23 protein-coding genes are annotated in these 24,426 nt (G+C 66.3%); 8 read left to right on the top strand and 15 right to left on the bottom strand.

Annotated elements, in window-relative coordinates:
* Positions 1–31 precede the first annotated feature (31 nt).
* Entirely contained in the window at positions 32–253 is a 222-nt protein-coding gene (locus ACTODO_RS00130; protein WP_131332733.1) for a hypothetical protein, read from the bottom strand.
* A 129-nt stretch (positions 254–382) separates the two neighbouring features.
* Here ACTODO_RS00130 and ACTODO_RS00125 point away from each other — a divergent pair, with 129 nt between their 5' ends.
* Positions 383–706 (top strand): TfoX/Sxy family protein, encoded by a 324-nt coding sequence (locus ACTODO_RS00125; RefSeq protein WP_003789940.1) that lies wholly within the window; start codon positions 383–385, stop codon positions 704–706.
* A gap of 103 nt (positions 707–809) precedes the next feature.
* On the opposite strand, the gene ACTODO_RS00120 is transcribed toward ACTODO_RS00125, so the two are convergent.
* Positions 810–1,343, bottom strand: coding sequence for a hypothetical protein (locus ACTODO_RS00120; protein WP_003789937.1), 534 nt, complete (start codon positions 1,341–1,343; stop codon positions 810–812).
* Positions 1,344–1,499: 156 nt separating this feature from the next.
* A complete protein-coding gene (locus ACTODO_RS00115) occupies positions 1,500–2,051 on the bottom strand; it encodes an NAD(P)H-dependent oxidoreductase (protein WP_003789935.1) in 552 nt (183 codons plus the stop codon).
* A gap of 130 nt (positions 2,052–2,181) precedes the next feature.
* On the opposite strand from ACTODO_RS00115, the gene ACTODO_RS00110 reads away from it, so the two are divergent.
* On the top strand, positions 2,182–2,982 hold the full coding sequence (locus ACTODO_RS00110) for a sulfite exporter TauE/SafE family protein (protein WP_003789933.1): 801 nt from the start codon (positions 2,182–2,184) through the stop codon (positions 2,980–2,982).
* A 17-nt stretch (positions 2,983–2,999) separates the two neighbouring features.
* Here ACTODO_RS00110 and ACTODO_RS00105 read toward each other — a convergent pair whose 3' ends face one another.
* From ACTODO_RS00105 to ACTODO_RS00070, 8 genes are all read right to left on the bottom strand, one after another.
* Positions 3,000–3,827, bottom strand: a complete 828-nt coding sequence (locus ACTODO_RS00105) for an SIR2 family NAD-dependent protein deacylase (protein WP_003789931.1) — start codon at positions 3,825–3,827, stop codon at positions 3,000–3,002.
* A gap of 24 nt (positions 3,828–3,851) precedes the next feature.
* Positions 3,852–4,664 (bottom strand): protein-ADP-ribose hydrolase, encoded by an 813-nt coding sequence (locus ACTODO_RS00100; protein ID WP_003789929.1) that lies wholly within the window; start codon positions 4,662–4,664, stop codon positions 3,852–3,854.
* 173 nt (positions 4,665–4,837) lie between these two features.
* Positions 4,838–6,247, bottom strand: coding sequence for a class II fumarate hydratase (fumC, locus tag ACTODO_RS00095; RefSeq protein WP_034511708.1), 1,410 nt, complete (start codon positions 6,245–6,247; stop codon positions 4,838–4,840).
* 88 nt (positions 6,248–6,335) lie between these two features.
* A complete protein-coding gene (locus tag ACTODO_RS00090) occupies positions 6,336–7,670 on the bottom strand; it encodes an MFS transporter (protein ID WP_034511707.1) in 1,335 nt (444 codons plus the stop codon).
* Between the two features lie 72 nt (positions 7,671–7,742).
* Complete coding sequence (locus tag ACTODO_RS00085; protein ID WP_003789921.1) at positions 7,743–8,276, bottom strand: dihydrofolate reductase; 534 nt, start codon at positions 8,274–8,276, stop codon at positions 7,743–7,745.
* The gene (locus tag ACTODO_RS00080) at positions 8,273–9,076 is read right to left on the bottom strand and encodes a thymidylate synthase (RefSeq protein ID WP_003789920.1); all 804 of its coding nucleotides are present in this window, start codon (positions 9,074–9,076) and stop codon (positions 8,273–8,275) included. Before ACTODO_RS00080 ends, ACTODO_RS00085 begins: the two co-directional genes overlap by 4 nt.
* 1 nt (position 9,077) lies before the next feature.
* Positions 9,078–9,503, bottom strand: coding sequence for an OsmC family protein (locus ACTODO_RS00075; protein WP_003789918.1), 426 nt, complete (start codon positions 9,501–9,503; stop codon positions 9,078–9,080).
* Positions 9,504–9,588: 85 nt separating this feature from the next.
* Positions 9,589–10,071, bottom strand: a complete 483-nt coding sequence (locus tag ACTODO_RS00070) for a DUF2505 domain-containing protein (RefSeq protein ID WP_208853672.1) — start codon at positions 10,069–10,071, stop codon at positions 9,589–9,591.
* Positions 10,072–10,168: 97 nt separating this feature from the next.
* Here ACTODO_RS00070 and ACTODO_RS00065 point away from each other — a divergent pair, with 97 nt between their 5' ends.
* On the top strand, positions 10,169–11,629 hold the full coding sequence (locus ACTODO_RS00065; RefSeq protein ID WP_003789912.1) for a sensor histidine kinase: 1,461 nt from the start codon (positions 10,169–10,171) through the stop codon (positions 11,627–11,629).
* Positions 11,630–11,736: 107 nt separating this feature from the next.
* Here the strand turns inward: ACTODO_RS00065 and ACTODO_RS00060 are convergent, their stop codons facing one another.
* Both ACTODO_RS00060 and ACTODO_RS00055 read right to left on the bottom strand, forming a co-directional pair.
* The gene (locus ACTODO_RS00060; protein WP_003789909.1) at positions 11,737–11,988 is read right to left on the bottom strand and encodes a WhiB family transcriptional regulator; all 252 of its coding nucleotides are present in this window, start codon (positions 11,986–11,988) and stop codon (positions 11,737–11,739) included.
* Between the two features lie 152 nt (positions 11,989–12,140).
* Positions 12,141–14,762, bottom strand: coding sequence for an FtsK/SpoIIIE domain-containing protein (locus ACTODO_RS00055; protein ID WP_244262567.1), 2,622 nt, complete (start codon positions 14,760–14,762; stop codon positions 12,141–12,143).
* A 592-nt stretch (positions 14,763–15,354) separates the two neighbouring features.
* On the opposite strand from ACTODO_RS00055, the gene ligA reads away from it, so the two are divergent.
* On the top strand, positions 15,355–17,688 hold the full coding sequence (gene ligA / locus ACTODO_RS00050) for an NAD-dependent DNA ligase LigA (RefSeq protein WP_003789906.1): 2,334 nt from the start codon (positions 15,355–15,357) through the stop codon (positions 17,686–17,688).
* Positions 17,689–17,700: 12 nt separating this feature from the next.
* Here the strand turns inward: ligA and ACTODO_RS00045 are convergent, their stop codons facing one another.
* Complete coding sequence (locus ACTODO_RS00045; RefSeq protein WP_003789904.1) at positions 17,701–18,966, bottom strand: phospholipase D-like domain-containing protein; 1,266 nt, start codon at positions 18,964–18,966, stop codon at positions 17,701–17,703.
* An 18-nt stretch (positions 18,967–18,984) separates the two neighbouring features.
* Here ACTODO_RS00045 and gatC point away from each other — a divergent pair, with 18 nt between their 5' ends.
* The 4 genes from gatC to ACTODO_RS00025 all read left to right on the top strand — a co-directional run bounded on the left by gatC (position 18,985) and on the right by ACTODO_RS00025 (position 23,988).
* Positions 18,985–19,281: an Asp-tRNA(Asn)/Glu-tRNA(Gln) amidotransferase subunit GatC gene (gatC, locus tag ACTODO_RS00040; protein WP_003789902.1), complete on the top strand. Its 297-nt coding sequence runs from the start codon at positions 18,985–18,987 to the stop codon at positions 19,279–19,281.
* The gene (gene gatA, locus ACTODO_RS00035) at positions 19,281–20,786 is read left to right on the top strand and encodes an Asp-tRNA(Asn)/Glu-tRNA(Gln) amidotransferase subunit GatA (protein ID WP_003789897.1); all 1,506 of its coding nucleotides are present in this window, start codon (positions 19,281–19,283) and stop codon (positions 20,784–20,786) included. Before gatC ends, gatA begins: the two co-directional genes overlap by 1 nt.
* Positions 20,786–22,282 (top strand): Asp-tRNA(Asn)/Glu-tRNA(Gln) amidotransferase subunit GatB, encoded by a 1,497-nt coding sequence (gatB, locus tag ACTODO_RS00030; protein ID WP_003789895.1) that lies wholly within the window; start codon positions 20,786–20,788, stop codon positions 22,280–22,282. Before gatA ends, gatB begins: the two co-directional genes overlap by 1 nt.
* Before the next feature lie 278 nt (positions 22,283–22,560).
* Complete coding sequence (locus tag ACTODO_RS00025; RefSeq protein WP_003789885.1) at positions 22,561–23,988, top strand: NAD-dependent malic enzyme; 1,428 nt, start codon at positions 22,561–22,563, stop codon at positions 23,986–23,988.
* Between the two features lie 188 nt (positions 23,989–24,176).
* Here the strand turns inward: ACTODO_RS00025 and ACTODO_RS10915 are convergent.
* The coding region (locus ACTODO_RS10915; RefSeq protein WP_208853671.1) for a hypothetical protein at positions 24,177–24,426 on the bottom strand (250 nt) is incomplete at its 5' end.

Genomic DNA, 24,426 nt, shown 5'->3' with positions numbered 1-24,426 from the left:
GAGTAGCCGAAACCGCTCCTGAGGAAACGGACTACTGCTTGTCGGTGTCGGCTTCGGTGACGCCGGTGGTGGCCGTCGGGGTGTCTGCCTCTGTGTCTTCGGCTTTGCTGAGGTTTTCGGTTTCAGCCGGATCGGTGGGAGTGCCAGAGGCGCGGGGCGTGGCAGTGTCTCGCGAGCCCATCGCGTCGATGATCTCGCGTAGTCCCCAGGTGAGGCCCGCAGTGAGGAAATGAATGGGAAACCATACGGACACGAGCACCCGATTGGAATCGTCGCTGAGGAGCCCTGACGTCAGGCGACTACACTGAGGGGCACGGGCTACGACAGAAGACGCCGCGCAGTGTCGCGCAGGAAGGGGAAAGCATCGTGTTTGGCGGGAAAAATGGGGGAACAGATGTCGTCCAGTGAGGAGTATCGAGAGTATGTCCTCGAGCTGTTGTCCGGGTTAGAAGAAGTGTCGTATCGCAAGATGATGGGCGAATATGTTCTCTACTACCGGAGCAAGGTCGTGGGTGGCATATACGACGACCGGTTCCTGCTCAAGGTCACGCCCGCCTCCGAACGTCTTCTACCCGATGCCCCGCGCACCATCCCCTACGAGGGAGCGAAGGAGATGCTCCTCGTCGAGGTGGAGGACCGCGACGCACTGCGAGACATCGTCGACGCGATGTGGGAAGAAGTACCTGCACCGAAGAAGAGAAAATAGAAGTAGGCGTCCGGCCCCGGCCTCGTGAAAGCGAGGTCGGGGCCAGTTTGCGCCTTTTGTCTAGCGGCAGGGGAGCAGTCGAATCCACTCCTAAGACAACGGACTACTGCTTGTCGCTGCCGCTGTCGCTGTCTGCTTCGGTAACCCCGGTCGCTGTTGGGGCGTCTGCAACGTTGGAATCGCCCGGGTTCTCGGTTTCAGCCGGATCGGTGGGAGTGTCAGAGGCGCTGGGCGTGGCAGTTTGCTGAGGGTCCGGCGAGTGGAAGATCTCGCGGAGTCCCCACGCGAAGAAGGCAGCGAAGAAGTGGAAGGGCATCCATGAAGTTACGAGCCACCAGTCGGACCCGCCGCCGGCAATGCCCGCCACCAGTCGTCCGAACCACCACAGGATGGGTACGTCGATGAGGACAGTAACCGCGATCACGATAGCCTTCCACAACCCGGCGTGGTCGAGAAAATCCCGGGAGATGGACGCCAACACCTGGAAGAAGGTGAAGAAGCCCATGAGACAGAAAAAAGTCAACAGAACGAGGCTGGATGACAAGGAGAGTACGAGTAAGACCAGGAGGCCCACTTGGAGCATCAGATACCGGACGATGAACGTAATAATCCCTCGAGGGTCCCGCATATCAATCATGCCCCCATCCTAACGGAGCACTCAGATGCGAAGTTCGGCCCCTCGCACTCCCTGCGTCTCGGCGGCACCAGCCTCACCTGCTCCCGGCCCCGGCCTCGTATTGGACGAGGTCGGGGGTGGGTTATGCGCCCTGCCTGACCGCAGGGGAGCGCAAACTCAGAGGGAGGAGACGAACTCCGCGAGGCGCTTCGCGTGCTCGCGCGAACGCTGCACCATGTCGGCGCGCGCCGCCTCATCCGTGCGATTCGCGTACGACACCCCGTACAGGGGAAGGCTCCCCGCAAACTCGATGCCCGTCAGCGCACACGTGGCCTTCGCGGGCGTCAGCAAGTCGTTGAAATCGACGGCTTCTGGCGCGTAGTAAGCCTGAGAAGCCCCCGTCGTTACCGACACGACCAGCTTCTTACCGCGCAGAGCCGTACCCGAAGACCCGTGGCTGAAACCGCGCACAAACACGTCCTCCATCCACTTCTGCAGCAGCGCCGGCCAGCCATACCACCACAGCGGATACTGCAAGACGATGACGTCCGCGTTGCGAAGCTTCTCCTGCTCCGCCTCAACGTCGAACGTGTAGTTGGGATACAGCTCGTCGAGATGATCAATCTCGGCGTCGGGAAGCAGGACCGCCAGCTCCTCCAGGATCGTCTTATTCGCAACCGAATCATCGCCGGTGCGCGGGTGTCCCGACACAATCAGAACGTTGGACATCGCATTTCCTTTCGTTGATGCGAGGAGTCTACGCCCGCCCGTGGGCCCGTGAACAGGATCGGGACTTCCATTTCGCGCGGGGTGAAGCCTCGTCTCAGAGCGCACAATAACCCAGTACTACAGTAGAAGCATGGCCAACGCGGACTCCCAGCCCCTCACCATGAACCGTATCCTCCTCGTCATCGCGACAGGCGTAGGTGCTGGCTTCCTCTCCGGACTCTTTGGAGTGGGAGGCGGCCTCGTCATCGTGCCCGCCCTGATGGGCGTCCTGGGCATGGATCAGCGCCGCGCCTCGGCCACGTCGCTCGCCGCCATCATCGTCACTGCTGCCGTCGGCTCGGGTAACTACGCCCTGCACGGCGAGGTCTCCTGGGCCGGAGCCGCCCTCCTCGTCGTCGGCGCGCTCGCGGGCTCACAGGTCGGCGTGTCGCTCCTGCGCCGCCTCCCGACCCCCTCACTGCCCTGGATCCTCATCGGCTTCACCGTCTTCGTCATCGTCTCCCAATACCTGCACGTCCCCACGCGAGAGGGAAGTGTGTCGCTGACACCGGCCTCGTGCGCCCTCATGATCCTGGTCGGCCTGTGCGCCGGTATCCTCTCCGGCCTGGTCGGCGTGGGTGGCGGATCCGTCATCGTGCCCGGCATGGAGCTCGCCGTCGGCGCGGGAGATCTGATCGCGCGCGGCACGTCCCTCCTCGTCATGATCCCCACCGGCATCGCCGGCACTGTCACCAATCTGCGCCATGGCATGGTCGACCTGCGCGTCGGACTCATCGTCGGCGCCTCCGCAGCGGCCACGGCCCCCGTCGGGCGCCTCGTGGCCACGCTGGTATCCCCGAGCGTCGGCGCGATCCTCTTCAACATCTTCCTGCTCTCCATCATCGCCTCGACGATTCTGAAGATGCGCAAGAAAGCGCGCGCCCAGAGGTAGGGACGAGGCCAGGCTCGTTATCTGCGCGCGCTCGCCAGGGCCTCGGCGATGTCGCCGCGAATGACGAGCGAACGATCCGAGATCTCTTTGGGAGCCGCCGCGTCCAGCGCAACGCACGCGTAGGTCGCCTCCGGATTGTCGAACACACGACGCCAGAACGGAAACTTGATGATGCTCGGCGTATTCATGCCGACGCCCATCTCGAGGTGAAGCACGCGGCCACTTGACGTGCGCTCCAAGAAGTCCTGATAACGACCGGCAGCCGCCATCCATCCATCGTCCTGAACGAAACGGTTATCGATGCGCAGGTTGGTCGTCATTTCCTCCCCGCACCTCGGGCAGTGGGGAATCAGCTCCGACGGGATACGCATGCCCTTCTGACTAGTCACCGCATCCCGCACCCACGACTCGTTGTCGTACGTCGTGTCGTGGCAGGGCGCCGAACACTGCAGCAGCCCGTAATCGCCCTGCGTGTAGAACAGGCGTTCCTTGTCGAAGCCGGAATTTTGGAAACGGTGATCGACGTTCGTGGTGATCACGAAGTAGTCGCGACCGCGTACGAGGTTCAGCAGGTCCGCGTACACCTGCCCTGGGCTGGCCTCGTAGCGCAGTAGGGAAATCATGCGGCTCCAAAACGCCCAGCGCTCCTCCGACGTGGGGTAGGGAAAGAAGCCGCCCGAGTAGGCGTCCGTGATGCCGCGCTCGGCGTGAAAATCCGCGAAACGTTCATCGAATACCGGGCCCGAGTGATTGTCTCCGTCGGCGGCGGACAGCCCGGCGCCCGCTCCGATCAGGATCGCGTCAGCGCTTTCGATAGCCTCGCGCAGGGTGGTGGGTCGGTTCATGGTGCCTCCTCCGTCGGTGATGGTTCAGAGCCTAAGAAGGGCGCGGTACAGGGCCTCGTCGTGGTCGCCGAATACGTCGAAAATGACGCGCACCTCGGACGCGCCCCGGGTGTCAGACTCAAGGAAATCGGCGACGGTCGACACCGCGATACGGGCCGCCTCCTCCTGCGGGAAGCCGAAGACCCCCGTGGAAATGCAGCAGAAGGCTACCGTGTTGAGCCCATGTGCGGCTGCCTCCTCCAAGCATCGCTGGTACGAGCAAGCCAGGGCCTCCCGGTGCTCGTCAGTGAGCTCTCCGTTCACGATGGGGCCGACCGTGTGGATGACGAAGCGCGAGGGCAGGTGGAAGCCGGGGGTGAGGACGGCCTCGCCCGTCGGGAATCCCGAGGGGCCGTCGCCGCGTGTGCGCTCAGCCATGACTTCGGCGCATGCCTGCCGCAGTTCGAGCCCGGCTGCGCTGTGGATCGCGTTGTCGATGCACGTGTGCCCAGGTGCCCGGCATCCGAGCAGCGCCGAGTTTGCCGCGTTGACGATCGCGTCGACCTCCAGGCGGGTAATGTCGCCGCGCCACAGTGCCATGCGCGGGTGTGTGGACGAGGCCGTGGCGTCCTCCCAGGTCACGGTCCCTTGACGCTCGCGCTCGGTGTCGAGGACAATCGCCTCGGCCTCCAGGTAGCCATCAGGCAGGGGAGCGGGATCCCGCAGATTCATGAGGGCGCGCAGATAGGCGCGTTCCTGTGAGGTGTCCGAGGGGGGAATCTCGCAGCCCATGTCGTCGGCTAGCAGATGCAGGGCCGCGTGGACTGCATCGCTGTGGGTGCTGAGCGTGTACGTCATAAATCCCTCCAATTGTTTACATGACACATAACTATGTGATCTGGAGGTTTATTCCCTGTCATGCTCGACTTCCGCTCCAGCGCATCCCCGGCCTCGTACATACGAAATCGGCCCCGGCCTCGTAAATGCGAGGTCGGGGCCGAAGCGTCAGCCGCTAGCGCGCCTGAAGCGGATCACTCGTCGGCGGCGCTGGGGTGCGTCATGTCGGCGGGAACGACCCACGCGTCGAACTCCTCGGCCGTCAGGAAGCCCAGCTCGAGGGCGGACTCGCGCAGCGACAGGCCCTTGTGATGCGCGTTCTTCGCGATCTTCGAGGCCTTGTCGTAGCCGATGTGGCGGTTCAGCGCCGTCACCTGCATGAGGTTGATGTCCAGGTTGTGCTGGATCTTCTCGTAGTTCGGCTCGATGCCGTACGCGCAGTTCGTATCGAAGGACACGCAGGCGTCGCCCAGCAGGCGGATCGACTCCAGCACGTTCCACGCCATGACGGGCTTGAACACGTTGAGCTGGAAGTTACCCTGCGAGCCGGCGAAGCCCACCGTCGCGTCGTTGCCGAACACCTGGGTGGCGACCATGGTCATGGCCTCGCACTGCGTCGGATTCACCTTGCCCGGCATGATCGAGGAACCGGGCTCGTTCTCGGGGATGATCAGCTCGCCGATGCCGTTGCGCGGACCCGACGCGTACCAGCGCACGTCGTTCGCGATCTTCATGAGGGCGTCGGCCAGGACACGCAGCGTGCCCGAGACCAGCACCAGCGCGTCGTGCGCACCGAGGGCGGCGAACAGGTTGTCGGCCTGCGTGAACTCGATGCCGGTCTCCTCGGAGATCTTCTTGGCGGTGAGCTCGCCGAACTTCGGGTGAGCGTTCAGGCCGGTGCCCACGGCGGTGCCGCCGATGGCCAGCTCGCGCGCACGGGTGTCGGCGTACTCGATGCCATCGAGGGCGAAGTCGATCTGAGCAACCCAGCCGGAGATGACCTGGCCCAGGCGGATCGGGGTGGCGTCCTGCAGGTGGGTGCGGCCCACCATGATGACGTCCTCGAACTCCTTGGCTTTCTTGTCCAGGGTGTCGCGCAGCTGACGCACGCGCGGGTACATGTCGTGCAGCTCGGAGACGACCGCGATGTGCATGGCGGTGGGGAACGTGTCGTTCGAGGACTGGCCACGGTTCACGTGATCGTTGGGGTGGACAGGGGTCTTGGTGCCCATGGTGCCGCCCGCGATCTCGATGGCGCGGTTGGAGATGACCTCGTTGGCGTTCATGTTCGACTGCGTGCCCGAACCGGTCTGGAAGACGACGAGGGGGAAGTTGTCATCGAGCTTGCCGGAGATGACCTCGTCGCCGGCCTGCGCGATGTAGTTCGCGATGTCGGCGGGCAGTTCGCCCAGCTCGGCGTTGGCCAGGGCCGCGGCCTTCTTCAGGATGCCGAGGGCGCGCACCATCGGGCGGCCCCACACGAAGGTGTTGCGTCCAATGTCGAAGTTGTGCAGCGAACGCTCGGTCTGAGCGCCCCAGTAGCGGTTCGCGGGGACCTCAACGGCTCCCATCGAGTCGGTTTCGGTGCGGGTTTCTTGTGCCACAGGTGGCTCCTTCGCGTAGGGCTTACGTACCCCTCTAGGATAGCGCCGCCCGCGCGTTGAGGTGTGGGGCACTCGTCCTAGTCGCGTCCTAGTCCAGGGGCCGGTCCGCGCTCTTTGCGCGGTGCAGGAGCCACCAGGCGCACGCGCAGGACAGGGCGACGAGCGAGAGCGCCAGCAGGAAGGGCGACAGCGGCATCCAGCCGTACAGGGCCGTGGCGCTGACAGGGGCGACGATCCACGTGATCGCGCCGGTCGCGTTGATGACGCCGGCGATACCGCCCTGCTCGCGCGCGCTCACCGCCAGGGACGCGCCCGCCGAGTAGCCGGGGGAGGCCATGCCCGAGGCGATGCCCATCGCGAACGTTGAGACTGCCAGCGCCCACAGCGACGGCGCGATCGTCAGGCATGAGAGGGCTATAATGGCGAGCGTCATGCCCGTGCGCAGGAGAGTGCGCGGGCTCCACCCCAGGCGCGGCACGACGATCAGCTGCATGAGCATGGCGCCGGCGGCGTTGGCCAGCAGCATGAGGGCGGTGACGGAAACGGCGGGCGCGGGCTCGAGTCCGCCGCGGTCCTGGACGAGGAATCCCATCGTGATCTGAACGACGCCGTTCGCGAAGTAGATGCCGAACACCGAGGCGATCCACGGGGCGATGCGTCGGTCGGTCCACCGCACGCGCGGGGGCAGTTCCCCGTCCGCATTCCCCGCACTCTTGGTGTCCGCCGTGGTTTCGATCGACGAGGCCGGGGCTGCCTGCTCTTGTTTGCTGACCTCACGGGTCAGGTGGGGCAAGCGCCTCCTCGGGCGCGTGGATGCTCCGTCGCGGGGCAGCCAGATCAGGGCGATGGCCAGGGCGATGAGGACGAAGATCGGGGTGGCGTGCACGGGGCCGAAGATCCACCAGGCGCCCAGAGCCGACGAGACGAGGGAGCCGACCATGACGGACAGGTTGATCGCGCCGGAGAATGCGGACGTGCCGCGCACGCGCGAGGCCTCGTCGGGGGTCACCTCTGCGACGAGGGCCTGGCCCGTCGGCGGAATCGCGGCGACGGCCGCGCCGAAGAAGGGGCCGCGTGCCGCCATGATGGCGCCCGCCGCGAGGAAAGCGCCGATGTAACGGGCCGCTCGCGCCCACACTGCCGCCGAGAAAAGCGTGCCCGCCGTGAGTGCTAAGAACAGTGCCAACAGGATGACGCGCCTGCGTCCCCACGCGATCGAGCGGCGCCCCCAGAACTGGCTGAGCGCCGTCACCGCAGCGGCCGCCAAGGACACCGCCGCGCCCACGATCCACTCGGGCAGGTCAAGGGCGCGCGACAAGGGAGCGATCGACACGTTAAGCATGTTCTGCGCCGTGTACGTGAACAGCGCGATCGCCACGAGCGCGCGCAGCGTCGGATTCGTCAGCAAAGGTGATGAGGGCACAATGCATCCTACGACGAACGCCCCGCGCGATGCGCGGGGCCTTGCTGGACAGGTATCGAAACGGGGAAACGCTTAGCGCTGCACCCAGGTGCTCACCTTCCAGCGAGCATCGCCGGAGCGCTCACGCCACTCGGCGTCGCTGCGCTCCTCGTCCCTGCGCCACAGCGCCGGATCCAGCGGCGGCGCATACACGAAGGACGACCCCTCGGGTGCGCTCGCGGCCACGTCCAGCTCCAGGTCGGTCACCACGGCCTCGTCGAGGAGGGGAAGGGTCTCGGCGTAGAGCTGAGCCCCGCCCGTGATCCAGATGTAGGGGGCGTCCGTGCGCGAGGTTTCCTCGCGTGCGACCTGAAGCGCCTCATCGACGGAGGAGACAACGAGAGCGCCCTCGGCCTCGTACCCGGGGGTGCGGGTGATGACGATGTTCGTGCGGCCCGGCAGAACGCGCCCGAGAGCCTCCCACGAGCGGCGGCCCATGATGATCGGGCAGCCCATCGTGGACTCCTTGAAGTGCCGGAAATCAGCGGGAACATGCCAGGACATGGCCGTGCCCGTCCCGATGATCCCGTTGCAATCCTGCGCCCAAATCGCTCCCAGCTTCGTCATACCGCGACCGGAGCCTTGATCGTGGGGTGATGCTGGTAGTCCATCACCGAAATGTCATCGAAGGAGTACTCGAACATCGAAGGAGCCTTCGCGAGCTCCAGGCGCGGGAACGGGTACGGCTCGCGGCTCAGCTGCTCGGTCACCTGCTCCGTGTGGTTGGAGTAGATGTGGCAGTCCCCGCCCGTCCAAATGAAGTCGCCGACCTCCAGGCCCGCCTGCTGGGCGAACATGTGAGTGAGCAGCGAGTAGGACGCGATGTTGAAGGGCACTCCCAGGAACATGTCCGCGCTGCGCTGGTAGAGCTGCAGAGACAGGCGGCCGTCGGCCACGTACAGCTGGAAGAACGCGTGGCAGGGCTCAAGCGCCATCTGCGGCAGGTCGCCGACGTTCCACGCGGACACCACCATGCGGCGCGAATCCGGGTTCGTCTTCAGCGTCTCGAGGACCTGGGAGATCTGGTCGATGTGGCGACCGTCCCCGGCATTCCACGAACGCCACTGGACGCCGTACACCGGGCCAAGCTCGCCGTCCTTGTCCGCCCACTCGTTCCAGATGCGGATCCCGTTGTCCTGGAGCCAGGACACGTTCGACGAACCCGACAGGAACCACAGGAGTTCGCCGACCACCGACTTGAGGTGCACGCGCTTTGTCGTGATCAGCGGGAAGCCCTTCGACAGGTCGTAGCGCAGCTGCGCCCCAAACAGGGAACGCGTGCCCGTGCCGGTGCGGTCACCCTTGGGGGTGCCCTCACGCATAATGCGCGCCAGCAGGTCCTCGTACTGGCGGTCGACGACGCTCACGTCAGTTGATCCGCTCGTTCGTCCACGTGTGCGAGGCCGGCAGCGCCTGATCGACGACCGAGTGCTCGATCGTGCAGTTGCGCTTGATTGCGGCATCGGCGCGACGCTTGAGATCCTCGATCTCCTCGTCGGACAGGGCAGACATGTCCTGGACCAGCTCGACGTCCACGTGCGTGAAACGATCATTCTGCTGGTCGTAGTCGCCGGAGACGCCGACGAACTGCTCGAAATCGTCGCCCAGGCGAGCCGCCATGCGGGCATCCGAGCTCATCGCGTTGCAGCCCGCGATCGCGAGCTTCAGCAGGTCGCCGGGGGAGAAGAGGCCGGGGCCGTGACCGATGCGGATCTCGGCGCCGTCCTGGTTGCGGGCGACGTACTGACGCACGCCCGTACGCTGCATGTACAGAGACTTAGGGGTATCACTCATGGCTCCTATTGTGGCGCGAAAAGACCCCGCCCGCCCGAAATGCAACGCCGGGCGGGCGGGTTTCCTCGCAGAGCGTAGCGAAGGTTCAGCGATGCTCCTCCAGCCAGTCGGCGGCCAGCGCCTGCTCGCGCTCCACGACGCGGCCCAGGTGAGCCACTGCCTCCTTCTCGATGCGACCGCCCAGTAGCGGCACTCGCACCGACACGTTGCCGCTTACTTCGCGAACGCACCCCTCCTCGGCACCCGCCAGCGTGGACGTGGCCTCGACGGACACCGGGGCGCCGTCCACGGTCACCGACGTGCGCGAGGAGGCCCCGGCCTCGTTCGTCGTCCACTCCTCGGTGAAAGCGATGCGCAGATCGGACTTGACAAAGCGCGCGGCCGCCGCCGGAATAAGCTCTGGGCGCACGGTGCCGGCGAATGACACGCGCTGGCCCTCCACCGACACGGTGGAGGAACCCTCCACGACAAACTGGCCGAAGCGTCGCTCCAGGTAGGTGGGGGTTAGGTACATGGTGACGACCTCGTCGACCGTACCGGGATACGACATGGACTGCGTGAATTGCATGGCTCTCCTGACGAAAGAAGCGGCGCCGAAGCGTGTCCCGGCGCTCATTTACAACTAAGGTCCGCCCTCGCGGCCCCTCTCCCTTTAGAGTAGATGCATGCGTAGTCTCATGCAGTTAGCTGAAGAAGCCTCTTCGACGCCGTTGTCGGAGCAGGACATCGATTGGCTGCACCTCCTCCTCGCGGACTGGCAGGTGCTCGCCGACCTGGCGGCCGCCGACCTGGTTCTGTGGCTGCCCGCCGACGACGGACGCTTCATCGCGGCCGCCCACTGTCGTCCCGCGACCTCGACGACCGTCCACGTGGACGACATCATCGGCCTCCACCTGCCCGCCGCCCGCGAAATCGACCTGCGGCGCGCCCTGCAGACCGGGCAGGTCGTGCGCTCGCCCGCCGCCCGCTGGGCCGGCACCTACTCGATGATGGAAACCTGCGTGCCCGTGTGCCACGACGGGCGCATCATCGCCGTCGTCACGCGCGAGGCCAACCTGTCGAGTCCGCGTCTATCCCTCGGCTTCGAGGGGTGGACCGTCGCCGCGGCCGACACCCTGTGCCAGATGATGGCGCGCGGCGAATACCCCTACGACTCCACCCCGCAGGTTACCTCTCACGGCGTCCCGCGAGTCCTTGACGGCGCCGTTCTACTGGATGCGGAGGGCCGCGTCCAGCACGCGACCCCCAACGCCGTGTCGTGCCTGCGCCGCCTCGGCATTCGCACGCACGTGACCGGAAAGGTTCTCGCTCAGGAGATCACCGAGGTCATCGGGGATGGCACCCTCATCGAGGAATCCATGGCCGTCGTCGTCATGGGCCGTGCCTCCTGGCGCGTCGAGATCGCCGCGCGTGCCTCGACCGTCAGCATGCGTGCCCTGCCCCTCGTGAACGGGCGTAAGCGCCTGGGCGCCGTCATCCTGACGCGCGACGTTTCCGAGGTCCACCGTCACGAGCAGGAACTCATGACGAAGGACGCGACGATCCGCGAGATCCACCACCGCGTCAAGAACAACCTGCAGACCGTGTCCGCGCTTCTGCGCCTTCAGTCGCGCCGCTCCTCCGAGGAAGCGGTCAAGGTAGCTCTTGCGGAGGCCGAGCGCCGCGTGCAGGCCATCGCGACCGTGCACGCCGCCCTGTCGCAGAACGTCGATGAGTCGGTTGACTTCGACGAGGTCGCGCGCACGATCGTGCGCATGGCCGGTGCGATCGCGTCCACGGACCACGCCGTCGAGGTCATCACGACCGGCAGCTTCGGCACGATTCAGGCCGATCAGGCTCAGGCCCTGGCGACCGTCCTCAACGAGCTGGTCGCCAACTCGGTCGAGCATGGCCTCGCGGACCGTGATGGCCTCATCGAAGTGCGCGCCGAGCGCGAGGGAACATCCATGACCGTGACCGTCGCAGACGATGGCGTGGGCTTCGTGCCGGGCACGCCCATGAGCGGCCTGGGCACGCAGATCGTGCACCAGATGGTGCGCGGCGAGCTCAAAGGCTCGATCGAGTGGGCGCCGCGTGAGGGCGGCGGCACGCTCGTCACGCTCCACGCCAACCTGGACCCTGCCTGATCGGGGATCCGCCCAGGCGGTGTGAATGATCAACGAACGAGGCCGGGGATCCATTGTGGATCCTCGGCCTTGATCGTCTGTGCGGCACGTGTGGGCGCTGTGGCTTGTTAGCAGCCTGCGCGGCGTGCGCGCGCGGCGCGGCGCTTGAGGGAGCGGCGTTCTTCTTCGCTCATGCCGCCCCACACGCCGGAGTCCTGATTGTTGTCGATGGCCCACTGCAGGCACACGCCCACGACCTCGCACTCGCGGCACACGGCCTTGGCCTCGGCGACCTGCCTAATAGCCGGACCCGTGTTCCCGATGGGGAAGAAAAGTTCCGGGTCTACGGTCAGGCATGCTGCCTTACTGCGCCAATCCATGATCTGTCTTTCGCTCCTCGTGTCCTGTGCGCCTGGTTCTCTTTTGCTCTTTTTTAGTGTCCGCTAGGTCATCTTAGTCGTGCAAGGTCGTGTCAACAGTGAAATGGAGATGTCACTATGTGTCTGCTCACGACCGGCCGATAAGGTGGGACTTAGGTGTTAACTGACTCTGCGGTCAGTTGAGCAATGCTGACGGTATCACCCTCGCTGATCAGTCCGCAGGTCATGTCCCATCGTCGTGCAGTCAGGGCGAGCGGGGGCGTGTGGCTGTGTTGAATTAATGAGCGAATAACGTTGTGTGTGGGGTTGAGCGCGAGGACCCTGTGCTCGTCCCATCTGGTGATACGAGTCCACGCTTCTTCGGGAATTACGTCAGAGATCTTTGGTGTTTCCCAACCGAGGTGGGCGTGGATGGCCTCGATGACCCGGGCATCGTCCCTGCGTCCGATGATGATCCACGGCAGTGCGTGTTCCCAGGCGGGGGCGCTGTAGGTGGGGCCGATCAGGATGGGAGAGCGGGCATTTCTGACCAGCGCTGTGACCTGCGAGGGGGAGGGGATGCGCCAGTCGTTCCCGTCAGCCGGGCGGTGGTGTCGCAGGTTAATGCCCTGCCTGGGGATGGTGGCGAGGCAAGGTCTCTCTCCCGGTCGCACGACGAGCGCCTGCCCCTCACCGAGAGCTCGCAGCTCTCCGGGCGCGATTCCGGCGTGGACGGCCTCGTCCGCGTCCCGGGCACGCACGATGCGCGTCGAGAACGCTCCCATTGCCGCGCTCGACGGGGTGAATCTGCCCGCGAAGGCGGCGACGATGACGACGCCAGCGCGCCTGGCCTTGGCCAGGAGCGAGGTCCACAGCGCCTCCGCCTGGGGAGCAGCGAGTGCCTGCGACAGATACGAGCGCAGCTGCGGGGTATCCGTGAGCGCGAGGACCGTGGGCCCGTGGTCGCAGATGCCTTCTAGCAGGTCGATGGCGCTGGGTGCGTCCGCAGGCAGCTGGGAGGCCACGCCTCCCACCGCGTCCTCCCCAATCACGTGGAGAGGGCGGCGGGTACCGTGTGCGATTCGGGTTGCGAGGGACAGCGCCCATTGCGCGGCGAGATGCACTTCGTGCGCGCTGGTCTGAATCTGGATGCTTCCCCCGTCCCAGACGATGGGGACGTGATGCTCGATGCCTTCCGCGAGGCCGAGAGACACGGCGGTGCCGCCTGGGAGTCCGTCGTGGGCCACGTTCCCCTCCGGGGTGTGATCGACAGAGCGTTGTGCGGCGTCGTCGACATCCTCCCAGTTCAGTGCCTCGGGTAGGGGTGGCGCCCACAGGGGTTCGGTGGTCGTACGAGGCCACGTGGCGTTGCAGCGCTCGACCACTGATGCGATGTCGGCGACGTAGGTCAGCTGGATCGTACCCACGTCCGACAGGACCGCGCGACCGGGGATACGCGGCAGTGAGGCGGCGCGTCCGTCCCCGATGATGTCGGTGGAGTCCGAGGCGCTGACGCAGCGCAGGCACAGTCGAATGTCCATGTTTGCGCGCATCTGTGCGCTCACTGCGCCCGAGGGGCGTTGGGTGGCCGCGATGAGATGCAAGCCGAGGCTGCGTCCCTGCGCGGCGAGGCGGAGCAAGACCTCCATCGAATCGGGATGGGCCTGGGCGAGAACGCGGAACTCGTCGATCGCGACGATGAGACGTGGCGGGGGAGCGCTCACGCTGACGGGATCCTCCTCGTGAGCGCTCTCCCACGCGGCGAGGTCGGGGAAACCGAGTGCCCCGAGGGATTCCTCGCGTCGCTGGAGGATCGACGCGATTCCCTCCAGCGCTCGGGTCGTGGCGCCGGCGTCGAGGTCGGTGAGGAGCGCCTGGGTGTGCGGTAGCGCCTCGAGCCGAGCGAACGTCGCCCCGCCCTTGTAGTCGATGAGGATGAAACGGACCTGTTCGGGGCTGTAGCAGTGTGCGATTGCGGCAAGCCAACCGAGGAGCGCCTCTGACTTACCTGATCCGGTGCACCCGGCGACGAGCGCGTGCGGCCCGTCGGCGACCAGGTCCAGGTTGACAGGCCCTTCCTCTCCCAGGCCGATCCGCACGCTCAGCCCACCGCCGCGTCCCCTCGCCGAGGACGGATCCCAGTCGAGCCGCGCGGGCAGGCTGTCTTGCGCGTCTGCCCGGGTGACGGTCCACCACCAGTGCGAGCTCACGGGTGCATCATCGGTGACGCACACCTGCGCGCACCACGCCGGAAGGAGCGACAGTGAGGGGGAGTATCCGATGTGGAGCGTTGGGTGGGCGGCGTCGCGCGTGCAGTGCGGGCAGGAGTCGCGGTCGCTGACGTGGATATCCACGCCAGCGTTCCCAATAAGCACGGGAGCGGCGCTGTTCCACCACACGCGCGCCCCGCCAAGCTGAGCGGCGATCTGGCCGGCGCACCACAGCGCGCACTGGGATGCGTGGGCGCCGACGATGCCGATCGCCTCGCACTCACCCGGCTCTCTCGCGTCAGCGGACGCCGCCAGCCGCACGCGCCCTCCCACGCGCGTGGGACGCCCCGGCCACACGGCGGCCCGCGCAGAGCGTGGGGGAGCGGACGAGGCCTGAAGCCCAGCGAGGACCAGGGACAGTGCCCCGCCATCCCAGCCCAGGCGACGCCGGCGTGCCCGCCACACGAGGACGACCGCAGCTACGATCGCGACCAGCACGATGCCCACGCAGGCCGGCACGAGCACCGAAGGTAACGAAATGGACGAGCGCAGCCTCCACAGCAGGAAACCTCCCATGACGAGCACAGAGATCAACGGAGCGCCCCGCAGGAGAGAGGATCCCGTGATCGACCCTCGGCCTCGTCCGGAAGGTGCGGGCCACACCAAACAACGAGGCCGTCCCCGCACCTCGAAGATGTCCTCCTCCAAACGGATGCGGGTCCCCGCAGGGAGAGGACGGGCGTCCCGATGGCGGCGCCATAGGGGGAGCCGAGCACGCACACGCACGGGGGAAGCGCCGGGCGACACGCGCAGGACTGCTCGGCCGTCCCGCGTCGAGAATCGGAGGTGCTCTCGAGCAACGGACGCGCACGTTAGCGGCACGTCCCCCGCTCGCCCGACCGTGCCAGGGGCGAGCACGACGCCGACGTCGGGGCCCGCGACGCAGGCCAGGTGAACGTCGGCTCGCAAGGCTGATCGGGCGAGGCAACCGGAATCCTTCATGCCCCAACGATCCCGCCGCGCTCGCGGCCGATCAAGCGGCGACAGAAGCCCTGTGGATAACCCGAGGCACTCGCGTGCCCCTGTGGATAACCACCCCGCAGACCCATGTGGCTATGACCACCTCCGCCGCCCAAGCGCCCCGCCCGCCGGTCGGCCAGCCTCGTCAAATGCAAGAATGGACCCCATGGCTGACTCCACGTTCGAGACGACCCGCGACCGCTACAACGACCTCGTTGACCGCATCAACGAGGCCCGCGCCGCCTACTACGACCGTGATTCGCCGACCCTCGCGGACGCGGACTATGACCGCATGTACCGCGAGGTCGAAGAGATCGAGGAGCGATACCCGCAGCTGCGCGGCGCCGACTCGCCCACGATGAGCGTGGGCGGCAGCGTCGACTCCGGTTTCTCCGAGGTGCGCCACCTTGCTCAGATGATGTCCCTCGACGACGTCTTCTCCCTTGAGGAGCTCGCCGGGTGGGAGACCCGCATGGCCGAGGCCACCGGCATATCCGACCTCGAGATGACGACCGAGGTCAAGGTCGACGGCCTGTCCATCAATCTCTTGTACGAGAACGGCCGTCTCGTACGCGCCGCGACCCGAGGCGACGGCTACGTCGGCGAGGACGTGACCGCTAACGCGCGAACCATTGCCTCGATCCCACAGACTCTGAGCGGCACCGTGCCCACGCGCATCGAGGTGCGCGGCGAGGTGTACTTCCCGGTCGCCGACTTCGCCGCCTTCAACGAGGCCCGCGTCGAGGCCGGGGAAAAAACCTTCGTCAACGCGCGCAACGCCGCCGCCGGCTCCCTGCGTCAAAAAGACCCGGCCGAGACCGCCAAGCGCCCCCTCGCGATGGTCGCCCACGGCATCGGCTTCGTCGAGGCCGGGGAAGACTTCACCGAACCGATCACCCAGATGGGCTGGTACGAGCAGCTGCGCGACTGGGGCCTGCCCGTCTCGCCCTACACCCGCGTACTCACGGGCCGAAAGGCCATCGAAGAGCGTATTGCTGAGCTTGGAGAAAAGCGCCATGATCTTGAACACGAGATCGACGGCGTCGTCGTCAAGATCAACGACCTGGACCTGCAGCGTTCCCTCGGCTCGACCTCACGCACGCCGCGCTGGGCGGCGGCCTATAAGTTCCCGCCCGAAGAGGTCCACACGCGCCTGCTCGACATCCGCGTCCAGGTGGGCCGAACGGGCCGCGTGACCCCGTACGGCGTCATGGAATCCGTGCTGGTCGCGGGCTCGAACGTTGCGCGCGCGACCCTGCACAACGCGCAGGAGGTCGCCCGCAAGGGGGTCCTCATCGGCGACCTCGTCGTCCTGCGCAAGGCCGGCGACGTCATCCCCGAGATCGTCGCCCCCGTCGAGGATGCGCGCAACGGATCCGAGCGTCCCTTCGTCATGCCTACCGAGTGCCCCTCCTGCGGGACGACGCTCGTCCAGGAGAAGGAAGGCGACGTCGACCTGCGCTGCCCGAACAAGGGTTTGTGCCCCGCTCAGATTACCGAGCGCCTCGCCCACGTCGGTGCCCGATCTGCCTTGGACGTAGAGGGCCTCGGCGACGAGTCTGCGCTTGCCATGACCCAGCCCGAAAACGACCGTGACGAGGTGGCGGCCGCCCTGGTCGCCGGCCACAGCGTTACGCTGGAGGACGGTACCGTCCTCACCCTTGAGGGTGGCCGCGAGCTGCCCCACGGCGAGCAGATCACCCGCGCCGAGGAACTCCTGCCCGCCCCGCAGGCACCCGCCCTGCGCACGGAGGCCGCGCTCTTCGACCTGCGTGCCGAGGACCTGCGCGACGTCATGGTGTGGAAGCCCGTCAAGAAGAAGGGCGAGGAAACCGGGGACTGGAAGCAGGTTCGCTACTTCTGGACCAAGGCCTACAAGCCCCGCAAGCTGCGCGGACAGACCGTTTTTGAGCCCATCGAGCCTACCGCCTCCAAGGGCACGGAGAAGATGCTCGTCGAGCTGGAGAAGGCCAAGAGTCAGCCCCTCGCGCGCGTCCTCGTCGCCCTGTCCATCCGCCATGTCGGCCCCACGGCGGCCCGCGCGCTCGCAGAGAAGTTTCTATCGATGGACGCTCTGCGCGCCGCCTCGGTCGAGGAGCTCTCCGCCGTCGAAGGCGTGGGCGAAGAAATCGGCCGATCCCTGCGCGACTGGTTCACGGTCGACTGGCACCTGGAGGTACTTCAGGCGTGGGCGCGCGCGGGCGTGCGCATGGCTGACGAGGCGCCCGAGCCGACTTCTGACGTGCTTGCGGGCCTCACCGTCGTCGTCTCGGGCGCGATGCCCGGGTACGACCGCGAGGGCGCCAAGGAGGCGATCACCTCGCGCGGCGGAAAGGCGGTGGGCTCGGTCTCGAAAAAGACCTCGCTCGTGGTCGCGGGCCCGGGCGCGGGTTCCAAGGCCGCGAAGGCCGAGGCGTTGGGCGTCCCGGTCATCACCGAGCAGCAGTTTACGGACCTCCTCGAGGGAGGCCTGGCAGCCGTCGGCCTGTAACGAGGCCGGGGTTTAGACGAAGGGCTCGAAGGGGCCCAGCAGCATCTCGCCGACGCGGGTGAGTATCGAGCGCTTCTCCCACTCGTCGATCGTCAGGCGACGGGCAGTCGTGAGGTCGTTCGCGAAGATCTCCTCCATGCGCGCAGCCAGCGGGCGGGAGAAGAACTGCAGGCAGACCTCGTAGTTGCCGCGCATCGACAGGCGGTCGATGTTCGCCGTGCCGATCGTCGACCAGCGACCGTCCACCGTCATCGTCTTGGAGTGGACCATCGCGTGACGGTACAGCCAGATCTCCACGCCCTCGCGCAGCAGCTCGCCGTAGTAGGGGCGCGCCACCCAGTCCGCCAGGATGTGGTTGGAATACTCCGGGATCAGCACCTGGACGCGCACGCCACGGCGGGCGGCGGCGATCAGGGAGCCGAGGACCTCGCGGTCGGGGATGAAGTACGCCGTCGTAATGAGCACGCGGTTGGTCGCGCGCTCGATTGCGTCGATGTACATGCCGCGGATCGGGAAGAGGAGGTAGTGCGGCAGGTTGAACTGCGCGGTCACGTCCGCGCTCCATGCGCGCGCACCCTGATCTGGCAGTTCCGGGCAGGTCTTGGGGCGGAAATGGTTCCAGAAGTCGACGAAGCCGTTTTCCAGCTCCCACACGGCCTCGCCCGTGATGCGCACGTGGGTGTCTCGCCACTCGTTCACGAACGGGTCACCGATGTTGTAGCCGCCCACGAAGCCGATCTCGCCGTCGACCACGAGGATCTTGCGGTGATCCTGGCCCGTGCGACGAATGTTCAGGGTGAAGAAGCCCGAGCGCAGCATCGGGAACTTGCGCACGTGCAGATTCGGCATCACGGGGAACTTGTAGAAGCGCGGATCCTGGTTGAGGACGCCGAAGCCGTCCCACACGCAGAACACCTCGACGCCGCGCTTGGCTGCGTCGATCAGTGCCGTCTTAAAACGCTGGCCCCAGCGGTCTGAGCGCCAAATGAAGGTCTCGAAATAAATGTGATGCGTTGCCCCTTCGATGGCCTCCAACATGTCCGCGTACAGGGAGGTTCCCTCCGTGTACGTGCGCGCCACGGTGTCGCCGATCTGCGTGTCGGCGGGAGGCAGGGTGGGGAAACCGTGCACGCCACCGGGGATACGGGCGGTGCGCATGCGGTCGATCGCGTGAACGGTCACGACTGCGGCCGCCTGGGCGGCGAGCAGCGCGATTCCCGCTTTTTTGACGATCGACCACGTCTGCCTGGTGAGTTGGCGTCGCTGTGAAAAGGCCATACGGGTAGGATGCCACACATGTCACGCATTAGTACTGACGAGGTCGCCCGCGTTGCGGGCCTGGCCCACATCGCATTGACCGACGAGGAAATCACGCGTTTCGCGGGTGAGCTCGACGCGATCGCCGACGCCGTCTCCAAGGTGTCCGAGGTCGCCACCCCCGAGGTTCCCGCCACGTCCCACCCGATTCCGCTGACCAACGTGTGGCGCGAAGACGAGATTGGGCAGACCGTGGACCGCGACGAGGTGCTCGCTCAGGCGCCCGCCGCCCAGGACGGCATGTTCCTGGTTCCGCAGATTCTGGGGGAGGACTGATGAACGAGCTGCTGAAGAAGAGCGCCCTCGAGCTGGCGGACATGCTGGCCGCCGGCCAGATCACCTCCGTCGAGCTGACCCAGGCCTGCCTGGACCGCATTGACGCGATCGAGGACCGCGTCAACGCCTTCATCACTGTCGACCGCGAGGGAGCCCTGGCGGCCGCGGCCGACGTGGACGCGCGCCGCGCGGCGGGGGAGACCCTGCACCGCCTGGCGGGCGTGCCGATCGCCGTGAAGGACAACGTGGTGACGCGCGGCCTGCGCACCACCTGCGCCTCGAAGATCCTGGGCGACTGGGAGCCTCCCTACGACGCGACCGTCACCGCCAAGATCAAGGAAGCCGGCCTGCCCATCGTCGGCAAGACCAACATGGATGAGTTCGCCATGGGTTCGTCCACCGAGCACTCCGCGTTCGGTGCGACGAAGAACCCGTGGGACACCGAGCGTATCCCTGGCGGCTCCGGCGGCGGTTCGGCCGCTGCCGTCGCGGCCTACATGGTGCCCCTGGCCCTCGGTTCCGACACGGGCGGCTCGATCCGTCAGCCCGCGTTCGTGACCGGCACGGTTGGCGCCAAGCCCACCTACGGCGCGGTGTCGCGTTTCGGCCTGGTGGCCATGGCCTCGTCCCTGGACCAGATCGGCCCCGTCACCCGCACGGTCGCGGACGCGGCCGCCCTGACCGAGCTGATCGGCGGCTACGACCCCAACGATTCGACCTCCCTGAACGAGCCGGTCCCCGCGCTCACCGAGGCCGTCGAGTCCGTGGCCGCGCAGGGCTCCATGAAGGGCCTGAAGGTCGGCGTCGTCAAGGAGCTGAGCGGCGAGGGCTACCAGAAGGACGTCATCGACGCCTTCAACGCCACCGTCGAGAAGTTGCGCGAGGCCGGCGCTGAGATCGTCGAGGTCTCCTGCCCGCACCTGGAGTACTCGCTGGGCGCCTACTACCTGATCATGCCCGCCGAGGTCTCCTCGAACCTGGCCCGCTTCGACGGCATGCGCTACGGCATCCGCGTCGAGCCCACCGAGGGCCCCGTGACCGCCGAGCGCGTCATGGCCGCCACCCGCGAGGCAGGCTTCGGCGACGAGGTCAAGCGCCGCATCATCCTGGGCACGCACGTGCTCTCGGCCGGCTACTACGACGCCTACTACGGCAGCGCCCAGAAGGTGCGCACGCTCATCCAGCGCGACTTCGACGCGGTGTTCGAGCAGGTTGACGTCCTCGTGTCGCCCACGGCCCCCGAGACGGCCTTCAAGTTCGGCGAGAAGACTTCCGACCCGCTGGCCATGTACCTCTACGACGTCGCCACGATCCCCGCGAACCTGGCGGGCATCCCCGGCGTGAACGTGCCCAACGCGGTGTCCTCCGAAGGCCTGCCCATCGGCTTCCAGGTGCTGGCCCCCGCGCGCGGCGACCTGGTCATGTACAAGGTGGCGTCCCTGGTGGAGGCGCTCAGCGACGACGTCGCGGGACAGTGCCCCGCAGCTAACTGGGAGGAAAAGTGATGACTGAGCTCATGGATTACGACGAGGCGGCGCGCCGCTTCGACCCGGTTCTCGGCATTGAGGTGCACGTCGAGCTGGGCACCAAGACCAAGATGTTCGACGCGGCCCCCAACGCGTTTGGCGGCGACCCGAACACCTTTGTGACCCCCGTGTCGCTGGGTCTGCCCGGCTCGCTGCCGGTCGTCAACCACAAGGCCGTCGAGTACGCGATCAAGATCGGCCTGGCGCTGAACTGCGAGATCGCTGAGTACTGCCGTTTCGCGCGTAAGAACTACTTCTACCCGGACCTGACGAAGGCCTTCCAGACCTCCCAGTCCGATGAGCCGATCGCTCACGACGGCTACGTGGACGTCGAGCTCGAGGACGGCACGATGTTCCGCGTGCAGATTGAGCGCGCGCACATGGAGGAGGACGCGGGCAAGAACACGCACATCGGTGGCGCGGACGGTCGTATCCAGGGCGCGGACTACTCGCTCGTGGACTACAACCGTGCGGGCGTGCCGCTCGTGGAGATCGTGACCCGCCCGATCGAGGGCGCCGGCGAGCGTGCGCCCGAGGTGGCCGCCGCCTACGTGCAGGCCCTGCGCGACATTTTCCGTGCCCTCGATGTGTCCGAGGCCCGTATGGAGCGCGGCAACGTGCGCGCCGACATCAACGTGTCGCTGCGCCCGACGCCCGACTCCCCGCTGGGTACGCGCACCGAGACGAAGAACGTGAACTCCTTCCGCGGAATCGCCTCGGCCGTGCGCTACGAGATGCAGCGCCAGGCTCAGATCCTGTCCGAGGGTGGCACGATCCTGCAGGAGACCCGTCACTACCACGAGGAGGACGGGTCGACGTCGTCCGGCCGTGAGAAGTCGGATTCCGAGGACTACCGCTACTTCCCCGAGCCCGACCTGGTTCCGATCCGCCCGGATCGTGAATGGGTGGAGGAGCTGCGCGCCTCGCTGCCCGAGCTGCCCGTCGCCAAGCGCCGCCGCCTGCGCACCGAGTGGGGCTACGCGGACATGGAGATGCGCGACGTCATCAACGCCGGTGCCCTTGAGCTCATCGAGGCCACGGTCGCTGCTGGCTGTGATCCCGCCTCCGCCCGCAAGTGGTGGATGGGTGAGATCTCGCGTCGCGCCAAGGAGCGCGAGGTTTCCCTCGACGAGGCCGGGGTCAGCCCCGCTCAGGTCGCTGAGCTGCAGGGTCTCATCGATTCGGGTCGTATCAACGATAAGCTGGCGCGCCAGGCCCTCGAGGGTGTCCTCGCGGGCGAAGGCGATCCGACGCAGGTCGTCGAGGCCCGAGGCCTCGAGGTTGTCTCCGACGACGGCGCCCTGACGGCGGCCGTCCAGGAGGCCCTGGATGCCAACCCCGACATCGTCGAGAAGATCAAGGGCGGCAAGGTCCAGGCGGCCGGCGCCCTCGTCGGCGCGGTCATGAAGGCCACCCGCGGGCAGGCTGACGCCGCCCGCGTGCGTGAGCTGATCATGGAAATGGTCGGTGCCTGAGGTTACTCCGCACGAGCCTCACGGGGGCCGGGATCGATGCGATCCCGGCCCCCGTCGGCGTTTCCGGACTGGGTGTCCCGGGTGTGTGCACGCTGCCCTGAAAGAGCGCCCCGGCCCCGTGCCTGCTCTCCCGAGGAGGTGCCCCGGCCTCGTCCCTGACCGTTTGCACGTGTCCACGTTGTGGCCTACCCCTTCCTGGGGGAGCAGAAAGTTACCTAGGATGAGCGCTTGAGGACAGCTGGGCCGACTCTGGCCGGGCGCCCAACGAAAGGACAGACATGCGCACATCGCCGTCGTACACCGCCTCCTACCGTATCGAGGTGGACGAGAAGACGACTTCCATCGCGTCCATTGTTGACGCAGTCTCTTCGACTGGAGCGGAGATCAAGGGCCTCGACGTGGCCGACTCCGACCGCGGGCGCATCATCATCGACCTGACGTGCGACATGCGCGATTCCGAGCACCGCCGCGAGGTCCGCGACGCCATCGGCGCGCTGCCCGGCGTGACCGCCGATTCGGTCTCCGACCAGACTTTCATGAGCCATATCGGCGGCAAGGTGGAGATCCACTCCAAGGTGCCGCTGCGTAACCGCGACGACCTCTCGCGCGCCTACACGCCCGGCGTGGCCCGCGTGTGCACCGCCATCCACGACATGCCCCAGAAGGCCCACCTGCTGACCATGAAGGCCAACACGGTCGCGGTCGTCTCCGACGGCACCGCCGTCCTCGGCTTGGGCGATATCGGCCCCGAGGCTGCCCTGCCCGTCATGGAAGGCAAGGCCGTCCTGTTCAAGGAGTTCGGCGGCGTCGACGCGTGGCCGGTCGTCCTGGACACCAAGGACACCGAAGAGATCATCTCGATCGTCAAGGCGATCGCCCCCGCATACGGCGGCATCAACCTGGAGGACATCTCGGCGCCCCGCTGCTTCGAGATCGAAGAGCGCCTGCGCGCCGAGCTCGACATCCCCGTCTTCCATGACGACCAGCACGGCACAGCGATCGTCGTTCTTTCGGCACTCATCAACGCGCTGAAGATCGTGGACAAGGAGATCGAAGACGTGCGTATCGTCGTCTCTGGCGTCGGCGCGGCCGGCAACGCGATCATCCGCCTGCTGCTCGCCCAGGGTGCGCGCGACATCATCGGCTGCGGCCGCGACGGTGCGCTCTCCGGCGACGACACCGAAGGCATGCACCCCTCCCGTAAGGCGCTGGCCGAAGCAACCAACCCGCGCCACGTTCACGGCTCCCTCAAGGAGGTCCTGAAGGGTGCCGACGTCTTCATCGGCGTCTCCTCTGGCAACATCCTCGATCCCTCGGACGTCGAGACCATGGCTGACGATGCCATCGTCTTCGCCCTCGCCAACCCCACGCCCGAGGTTGACCCGATCGGCGCCGGCAAGTACGCCGCCGTCGTCGCCACGGGCCGCAGCGACTACCCGAACCAGATCAACAACGTTCTGGCCTTCCCGGGTCTGTTCCGAGGTCTCCTGGATGCCAAGGTCAAGGAGATTACGACCGAGGTTCTGCGCGTCGCCTCCGTGGCTATCGCGTCCGTGATCTCCGAGGACGAGCTCTCGCCCTCCTACATCATCCCCGGCGCCTTCGACAAGCGCGTTGCCCCCGCCGTTTCCAAGGCCGTGCGTCGCGCCGTGCGCGACCTTCCGACTGTCGATATCCCCGTTCAGCCCGACATGGGTGTGAACTGAGAGTCATTTCGGCTGTTTGGCGGGCCTGATCGCGCTGGTGATGCGCGGTCGGGCCCGCCTTTTCGTTGACTGTGCACGGCCATGCAAGCTGAATCGACCCGGACTTTTCGTTGTGTTTGGTGGGTTTGTGGGGTGTGTGGTGGGGGTCACGGTGTTTTGGTTTGACTTTGGGTGTGGGGGTGGGTAGATTATTCACCTGTCGCCGCGAGCTTGTGAGTGGGTTTGTGGTGGTGGTTCACTGCTCTGGTGGCTGGGTTTTTGGCTTGGTTTTCTGGGGTGTGTGGGTGTTGTTTGTGAACTCGATAGTGTGTTTGTTTGTTTTTTATGCCTGTTTTTTGTTTTTGAGTGTTTTTGGTTGGGATTGCTGGCTGGACTTGTTTGGTTGGTTGGTTTTTCTGGACTTTAACGTTTTTGTTTATGTGCGGAGAGTTAGATCCT

The sequence above is a fragment of the Schaalia dentiphila ATCC 17982 genome (assembly GCF_000154225.1).
Lineage (GTDB): Bacteria > Actinomycetota > Actinomycetes > Actinomycetales > Actinomycetaceae > Pauljensenia > Pauljensenia dentiphila.
This window is presented reverse-complemented; position numbering and strand designations above follow the sequence as displayed.